This window comes from Vibrio sp. 1151_11 (genome assembly GCF_029478525.1).
GTDB classification, from domain to species: Bacteria; Pseudomonadota; Gammaproteobacteria; order Enterobacterales; family Vibrionaceae; genus Vibrio; species Vibrio anguillarum.
The window spans coordinates 1-8,443 of the sequence record NZ_SHMN01000042.1; the positions used below are offsets into that span (position 1 = coordinate 1).

At 39.6% G+C, this 8,443-nt stretch carries 7 protein-coding genes; all 7 read left to right on the forward strand.

Features of this window, described 5'->3' with window-relative positions:
• The first annotated feature begins 735 nt into the window (after nt 1-735).
• The 7 genes from EXZ60_RS17785 to EXZ60_RS17835 all read left to right on the forward strand — a co-directional run bounded on the left by EXZ60_RS17785 (nt 736) and on the right by EXZ60_RS17835 (nt 7,312).
• Entirely contained in the window at nt 736-1,620 is an 885-nt protein-coding gene (locus tag EXZ60_RS17785; protein ID WP_142567087.1) for a hypothetical protein, read from the forward strand.
• Between the two features lie 669 nt (nt 1,621-2,289).
• On the forward strand, nt 2,290-2,760 hold the full coding sequence (locus EXZ60_RS17790) for a GNAT family N-acetyltransferase (protein ID WP_193188449.1): 471 nt from the start codon (nt 2,290-2,292) through the stop codon (nt 2,758-2,760).
• Between the two features lie 135 nt (nt 2,761-2,895).
• The gene (locus EXZ60_RS17800; RefSeq protein ID WP_094501645.1) at nt 2,896-3,723 is read left to right on the forward strand and encodes a TIGR02391 family protein; all 828 of its coding nucleotides are present in this window, start codon (nt 2,896-2,898) and stop codon (nt 3,721-3,723) included.
• A 693-nt stretch (nt 3,724-4,416) separates the two neighbouring features.
• Nucleotides 4,417-5,262 (forward strand): hypothetical protein, encoded by an 846-nt coding sequence (locus EXZ60_RS17810; RefSeq protein WP_142550165.1) that lies wholly within the window; start codon nt 4,417-4,419, stop codon nt 5,260-5,262.
• Between the two features lie 143 nt (nt 5,263-5,405).
• Entirely contained in the window at nt 5,406-5,723 is a 318-nt protein-coding gene (locus EXZ60_RS17820) for a DUF4144 domain-containing protein (RefSeq protein WP_019281465.1), read from the forward strand.
• A 191-nt stretch (nt 5,724-5,914) separates the two neighbouring features.
• Nucleotides 5,915-6,601 carry an HNH endonuclease gene (locus tag EXZ60_RS17825; protein ID WP_277436081.1) on the forward strand — a complete coding sequence of 229 codons (687 nt, stop codon included), beginning with the start codon at nt 5,915-5,917 and terminating at the stop codon, nt 6,599-6,601.
• Nucleotides 6,602-6,736: 135 nt separating this feature from the next.
• A complete protein-coding gene (locus EXZ60_RS17835; protein ID WP_277436083.1) occupies nt 6,737-7,312 on the forward strand; it encodes a hypothetical protein in 576 nt (191 codons plus the stop codon).
• Nucleotides 7,313-8,443: the final 1,131 nt, after the last annotated feature.

An 8,443-nucleotide genomic window follows, 5' to 3' on the forward strand; every position in this document is an offset into this window, starting at 1 on the left:
GTAAGGAGATAATCGTCATCGGCTTCACGGTTGGTGTAGGTGGTTTGTTTGGCGACGATTATCTGATCATAAATGAAGCCTTTTTTCTATCTAAATAAACACGTTAGCTCTTAAGATCCTGTCTATGTAAAGCGTATAACAAAGCGTTTAAGACAGATTCCCAACGCTTGGCATTCTCAGTTCAAGTTGAGTTTTGTGTTTACGGTGCAATGGTTTAGGTCAGGTGGCAGGCGTTGCTCACTACTTAACGCGGCGTTAGGCAAAGTGAGTTTTTATCAGCTAAATCGAGTTGAAATTGAACGGTAAATTCAATGTTTTCTGGCTTAAGTTAAGCAATAAATAGTCATCACATATTTGTTGTTTCTTGATCGCGTTGAGCTGTTTTTCGTTGTGAGTTTAGCGGCATAATAACCTTCAGCATCCAAACGTCCGCCGAGCATGCTACGCTCGTCACTTTTCTTCCGAACCGCTCAATTTGAGTTTTTTGTTTCTTTGCTGATTTAGCATTTTGCTTTATAAATCAATCGTTTAGTTTGTTTTAAGTTTACAAAAAAGCTCGTTCTTTGGTTGTAAAAGTGTCGGTGTCAATTGGTTGGCCTAACAAACGGCTCAAGAGGGATTGCCAACGCGTGGCGGCTTTAGTGCAAAATTGAAGTTCAGTGTTTACAGTGTGTTTTTTGAGTTCGGCTATGCGTTGTCAACCCCTTAGCCGGGCGTTATGCGCTAGGAGGGAAATTGGAAGTTGATCTACATGAAATTAGAGTGGGAAAAGATAAAGCAGAGAAGTACATACTCCAAATTTGGAGAGATCTTAACCTACCTAAAATTCCGAAAAAACATTTGTATAAAGAGGTAAAAGTTAGTCAGCAAGAAGCTGCACCTTTTACTATTGATTTAAAAAGTGAAATTGAGTTTGTCAGGAAAAACGGCAAGGCCAAAACCTTGCAACAAATGTTAGATCAAAATGATCGTTTTCTAAGTTCACCAATCTCCATTGCAATAATGGGTGATGACATAGGGATGAATTTTGATTTGAGGTCTCAGTATGCGAACTATTCCGAAAGCGTAAAATTTCCCGGAGGCATTGAGTCTCCAGAAGTTTCTTTTGCCGATGACATTACGCATTACCGAAAGGAGGCATACAAGGCAATTCTTGCTAATGATTTTTCTGGTTTGGCAAGAGCTTATCGCTCATACCTCCAATGTGCAGTTTCTTTAGTCGATTGCTTTTTGCATAAGTATACGTTTCATGTAAATGAATTGGTTTCAAACCCTAGTGAGTACACAAACATTGCCACTTTGAACTCTCAAGCTCCTCTTGAAGATCGACTTGATGCATGGGTTACAACCTTTGCTGCTCATAAGCAGAAAGAATTTAAGTCATCAAAATTTCGTTCAAAGTTTATTGAGTTAAAAGGTAAGCGAAACGGGATAGTACACCCAACATACCCTATGTATAGTTACAGTGTTAAAGAAATGGTAAAGTTCTTAAACTATGCCCCAGATGCAATAGGTGGCTTGCTAGCGCAATTGCGTTCTTTTGCTGAAACAACTGAAAATATTGGCTTCATTCAACAGATGAAATCAGAACCACTTATACAACTAAGAAAACGCGCATAACAAGCAATTTAAGAGGGATTCACAACGCTTGGCATTTTTGCTTCTACTTCAATTTTAGTGGTTACGGTACAATGCTTTAGGTTGGGTGGTAGCGTTGCTCACCCCTTAATTGGGCGTTATGCAACTCAGGTAAATTTAGGGGTTCAATCTTTTGGATTTCTCCGGCCATTCGTTTTGTGTTGTCGGCAAATGAGCATTTTCACCCTAAAATTCGTGGTTTACTCAAGCCGTAAAGCAGGCAAGGTTCTTTGTTTGCCTCAATCAGTTTTAGTGCTGGCGAGTTGTAAATTCAGTGGGCGCAAAGTGTGGAAAGGGCAAGTTTATCGAGCATTTTGCACTTGCTGAAGGTTTCGCCCGTTAAGTTTTCCTGATTCAAAAGCTTGGTTTGTTGCTGAAAGGTGGACTTTGTTTTGGCGGCTTATTTATCACGGCTCTGGCTTCGGTTGGTCCTTGAATTACTCAACCATTGCAATTGTGGCTTTTGATCGAGTAAAGTCAGTTTATCTTATTGAATTTGCATAACAAACGGCTCAAGAGGGATTGCCAACGCTTGGCGACTTTAGTGCAAAATTGAAGTTCAGTGTTTACGGTGTGTTTTTTGAGTCCGGTGGTGCGTTGTCAACCCCTTAGCCGGGCGTTATGCGATTAATTAAAGGGAATCATCGGCTAATGTTGGAAATTGAAAGACTTAATGAATCACATATCAATGCTATTCAAAAAGTGAGCGTTGAAGATGAACAGTTAAGATTTGCTGGTACAGCAGAGGAATTTCTGCAAGACGGCAGCGATACAGCTCATCTCCATGTCATCAAGCATGATGGTTCAATTGTTGGCTTCTTCAAGTTGGACATTGCTTACTCCGAAAGTTATCCATTTTGTCCATCTGACGGGCTCGGTTTAAGATTTTTCGTTATAGACAAGTCGCAACAAGGCAAAGGCCTTGGGACGAAAGCGGTAAAAGCATTGTTTGATTATCTGAAAAAGAGCTACCCAAGCTTTAAGAGTGTCTATCTGACAGTTAACTGTCAGAATCAAGCTGCAAGAACTTGTTATCTTAAAGGCGGCTTTGAAGATAATGGTGAACAGTATTTAGGTGGTCCAGCTGGCCCACAACACATCATGCGTGGAAAAATCGCATAACAAACGCTTCAAGAGGGACAGCCAACGCGTGGCATTTTTACTATGCGTTGGTTTTTGTGATTACGGTGTTATGCGGAAAGTTAGTAGTGGCGTTGGCTGCCCCTTAAGCGGGCGTTATATTTTTTAAGGTGAGTTATGGCAAGAATAGAAAGCTTAGATTTTAGTGTGGTTGAATCAATTTGCCGATTACTTGGTGATACTTCTAGTGGTTTTACTGGGACGGAAATAGGAAAGTTACTTTATGAATCTGGTATTGAAGATATTGATTCAGCCAATACCAAATGGAAAAGGTTGAACTCAGCATTAGCAAATAAACAAATGATTGATGGGTGTGCTAATAATGTTTTGGCTTTCATCCAAAATGCGATTAATCCGGCACGTCATTATAATAATTTGGAATGGTTTAATGACACTCGATTCCAATTAAATCAAATTCTCAGTTTTGCAGGCTTCAATATTGGCGAAAATGGCAAGATAGGTAAAGTAACCAAATCGAACACGATCAGTGAAGCTGCTGCAAGGGCTTATAAATTAAAGGACCATTTAGTTTCTCGTAATGTACATCCCGATGTTCTGAAATATTGCAAAGAAGAATTAGTTGTAGATAATTACTTCCATGCAGTATTCGAGGCTACTAAAAGTGTTGCTGATAAAATCAGAAATAAAACAGGTTTAACTTCTGACGGTTCAGCGTTAGTTGATGAGGCTTTTTCCTTTAAGCAAGTACCGCATTTAGCATTAAACTCTTTAGTTAGTGAAAGCGAGAAAAGTGAACAAAAAGGTTTTATGAATTTACTAAAAGGGCTATTTGGTACATTTCGTAATACTACAGCTCATGCACCAAAAATCACTTGGGCTATAGAGGAAATCGATGCATTAGATATCCTTTCTATGGTCTCTTTGGTTCATCGCCGATTAGACAAAGCTGTACAGGCTAAAATGATTTACGAGTCAAAAATATAACAAGGCGTTAAAGAGGGACAGCCAACGCGCAGCATTTTTATTATGCGTTGGTTTTTGTGATTACGGTGTTATGCGTTAAGTTTTTAGTGGCGTTGGCTGCCCCTTAACGCGGCGTTATGCAACTCAGGTAAATTTAGGGGTTCAATCTTTTGGGATTTCTCCGGCCATTTGTTTTGTATTGTCGGCAAATGAGCTTTTTTATCCTCAAATTCTTGGTTAACTCAAACCGTAAAACAGGCAAGTTTCTTGGTTTGCCTCAATCAGTTTTAGCGTTGGGGCGTTGTCAGTTTAGCTGGTGCAAAGTGTGGAAATGGCAAGTTAGTCGATCATTTCGCATTTGCTGAAAGTCTTGCTCGGTGATTTTGTCTCATTCAAAAGCTTGGTTTGTCGTTGAAAGGTGGACTTTGTTTTGGCGGCTTATTTATCACGGTTCAGGCTTTGGCTGATTCTTGATTCACTTAACCAATATTTTGATTGTTTTCTTAATCAAATTTGGTGTAACTTCTGGTTTATCTTATTGAATTTGCATAACAAAGCATTTAAGACGGATTCGCAACGCTTGGCGGTTTTAGTGTAAATTCAGTTTTTGCGTTTTAAGTGGTTTGTCGAAGCATTGGTGTTTAGCGTCGCTCACCACTTAATGCGGCGTTAGGAGCCCAAACAGTGCATGATAAGTAAAATAGGAGATTATTTTTGGTAGAAAAGATCGGACATATAAAGAACCCGCTGACAGTTATTTCAATTTTTGCTGCTATAGCAGAAATAAGCGGTACAACAGTATTGCCTTTTATAGAACCAGAAAACCAGCGTGTTTACGTATGGTTCTTAATGCTTTTTCCGGTGTTTCTTGTTGGGATTTTTTTTCTCACACTCAATTTTAACCATCGAGTTTTATATGCACCTTCTGATTATAAAGACGAGAAAAACTTTGTAGACCCGTATGGTAAAGCTTCACCAGAAGAGCAAGGTAAAAAGCTTCGAGAAGAAGTTAAAGAGTTAGAGTCAGAAGATAATGCGGATAACGAGTTTAGTCGTAAAAATGAAGATAAATCTGCTGAAGCAGATGCTGAGAAAGTTGTTCGAATGGCGGATGAATCTGATATATCTAGACGCCGTCAATTTATGGCTGACGTCGCTTTGGCGGAAAGGTTGGCTGTAAATAAACTTTCACGTGAGTTAGGCATTAACTTCAAAACAGACGTGCGTATCAATCTGCCAGATTTAAGAGGTAGTGCTTTTTATGATGCTCTTGGTATAGATGACAATGAAGTACATGCAGTGGAAGTAAAACTATTTAAATCTAATCGTATAGATCCATCAAGGTTTGCGAGTGTTTTAGAGCAATCTGAGGCTGCAAGTCTCCATTTTAAGGGTTTTGATTCTAGAGAGTTTACACTTCATATTTTTGCTGTCATGGATACTCCTGATGTTGATGTCAATATGCTAAAAAATACGTTAAGTACTTTTTCTAAAAGATATAAAGTCAGCGTAAAAATACATATAACCACGTTGAATGCTTTGCAAGGTGAGTACAAATAGGCTCCTAACAAACGCTTCAAGAGGGACAGCCAACGCGTGGCATTTTTGCTATGCGTTGGTTTTTGTGGTTACGGTGTTATGCAGTAAGTTGGTAGTGCCGTTGGCTGCCCCTTAAGCGGGCGTTATGTTTATTGGAGAAATTCATGGTCAATTGGCCTTGTATCCTGAAATTGGATGGTGACGATGAGCTTATTTATTTGGGCTCAGAAACTGACTTGAACTGCGAATGTGTGGGGTTGATTTTTAGCTCAGATGATCGAGTAATCGATTCTGAAGGCTTTGTATACTCATTGGTTTCAGATGCTTCAACAGCGATTAACTTGGTTGGAAACTCAGTCCAGATTTCAGCAGAAGATGCATCAAGATTGATTCAATGTCACGAGTTTTGTCGAGCTGAAGTTTGTTTGACAAAAATTCAATTTGAGACGGTAAGTGACGCAATTAAGTGCCTTAAATCTTAGGCTAAATAAACATAACAAACGGCTCAAGAGGGATTGCCAACGCGTGGCGGCTTTAGTGCAAAATTGAAATTCAGTGTTTACAGTGTGTTTTTTGAGTTCGGCTATGCGTTGTCAACCCCTTAGCCGGGCGTTAGGTGTCAATTAGCAACATCGTCCTCAATTACAATGATAATAAAATTTCGGGTCTATTTATGATTCAATGGCAACGTAAAAAGAGTAGCGGTGGTGAAAAGCCACTTTATACATTTGAAGAACTTAATTTAACTACTTTGCGAGTAACTCGTGAATATGAAGGCATTGTTTTTAAAAGGGATTTTTCAATCGGACATCGCTTTACAACATACAATGGTTTACCTGTTGAGATGACTAGCCTGAACCCAAAAGGCGGAAGTGTGGATTTTGGTTATTACTTGATAGTTCGTGAAATTACCGCTTCTGGGTTGGGTAAAAAAACAGACGTTAGTGCACAAAATCAAATCGATAAGCTCTACTTTAATCAAGCTTACGAAACAGAAGTATCATCAGCTCATGAAGTTAGCGAAAAGGTGGTTTACACTGAAGGTGCAGTTAAGCAGGTCCTAGTAAATCAATATGAACGGGATCCAAAAGCACGAGAAGAGTGTATCCGTCACTATAAATGCGTGTGTAACATATGTGGTTTCGACTTTGGAGAACATTATGGTGCATATGGAGAAGGCTTTATTGAAGTTCACCATATTAAACCACTACATGAAATTAAAGCGAGTTACATAGTTAACCCAACTAAGGACTTAATACCAGTTTGCTCTAATTGCCATTCGATACTTCACAGAGGTAAAGAGCCACTGTCTGTTTCGGAATTAAAGGCGTTGTTCCATAATTCGAGAACAGACACCTAACAAACAATTTAAGAGTGATTCAGCACGCTTGGCATTTTCGGTTTGGGTTAAGTTTAGTGATTAAGGTGTTCAAATTGAGTGCTGTGGATGCGTGCTTCACACCTTAATTGGGCGTTAGAACTATTTAGGATATTTATGATTAATTCCAATTATTATCTTACAAATCCACTACCAACAAATGATGGATACACGTGGACTTTGGCATCCCGTCTTGGCTCCATGCTTCAAGAAATTGAAAACTTGTACGGAAAACGTGATAAGTCATGGACGTTTGTTGGCGTTGAATTTGAAGCAAGCGGACCTCAAAATTGGTTTCCTGGAAATTGTGGTAACATAGCCATACAGCTAAATACCAATGCTTTGCAAAATGATATTTTAGCGCATTATCAATTGGCTCACGAAGCAGTCCACCTTTTAGCACCGGATGGTCAATGTGGTGCACCAGTAATTGAGGAGGGACTGGCAACAATTTACTCTGAAGACTACATAGCAAGAGAGCATGGAGCTACGGGCTACACTAATATGCCGTCGTATATCGAGGCAGCAAAAAGTGTTCGTGAATTGTTGATGTTTGACCCTGATGCAATAAGAAAATTAAGGGCTGTAGAGCCTTCATTCAAAAAGATGTCACAAGAAACATTCAAGGATGCCGGTATCAAATACCCTGAAAATAAGATATTGCATTTAATTTCTAAGTTTGTGCGACAATAGTTCTAACAAACGCTTTAAGACGGATTCGCAACGCGTGGCATTTTTACCATGCGTTGATCTTAGTGTTTTAGGTGGTTTGCGGCAACATCGTATTGCGTTGCTCACCACTTAAGCGGGCGTTATGCAACTCAGGTAAATTTTAGGGGTTCAATCTTTTGGATTTCTCCGGCCATTCGTTTGGTATTGTCGGCAAATGAGCATTTTTACCCTCAAATTCGTGGTTAACTTAAACCGTAAAACAGGCAAGGTTCTTTGTTTGCCTCAATCAGTTTTAGCGCTGGCGCGTTGTAAATTCAGTGGGCGCAAAGTGTAGAAAGGGCAAGTTTATCGAGCATTTTGCACTTGCTGAAGGTTTCGCTCGTTAAGTTTTCCTGATTCAAAAGCTTGGTTTGTTGCTGAAAGGTGGACTTTGTTTTGGCGGCTTATTTATCTCGGCTCTTACTTGGATTGATTCTTGAATCACTCAACCATTGCAATTGTGGCTTTTGGTCGTGTAAATTCAGTTTATCTCATTGAATTTGCATAACAAACGGCTCAAGAGGGATTGCCAACGCGTGGCGACTTTAGTGCAAAATTGCAGTTCAGTGTTTACAGTGTGTTTTTTGAGTTCGGTGGTGCGTTGTCAACCCCTTAGCCGGGCGTTAGGCAAAGTGAGTTTTTATCAGCTAAATCGAGTTGGAATTGAACGGTAAATCCCATGTTTTCTGGCTTAATTTAAGCAATAAATAGTCATCACATATTTGTTGTTTCTTGATCGCGTTTGGTTGCTTAGCGCTGTGAATTCAGCGGCAAAATAACCTTCAGCATCCAAACGTCCGCCGAGTATGCTACGCTCGTCACTTTTCTTCCAAACCGTTCAATTTGAGTTTTTTTGTTTCTTTGCTGATTCAGTATTTTGGTTTATAAATGAATCGGTTAGTTTGTTTCAAGTTTACAAAAAAAGCTCGTTCTTTGGTTGTGAAAATGTAGTTGTCAATCGGTTGGCCTAACAAACGGCTCAAGAGCGGCGTTTTTCAAGGTAGTTGTCATCATTCGTTTAGTTATTAAGCGGCTTTTCTTTCTGGATTTAGATGAACCTCACCAACGGGTTCACAGTTCCTAATCTTGCCTGACCAACGCTCTGGGTGTCGC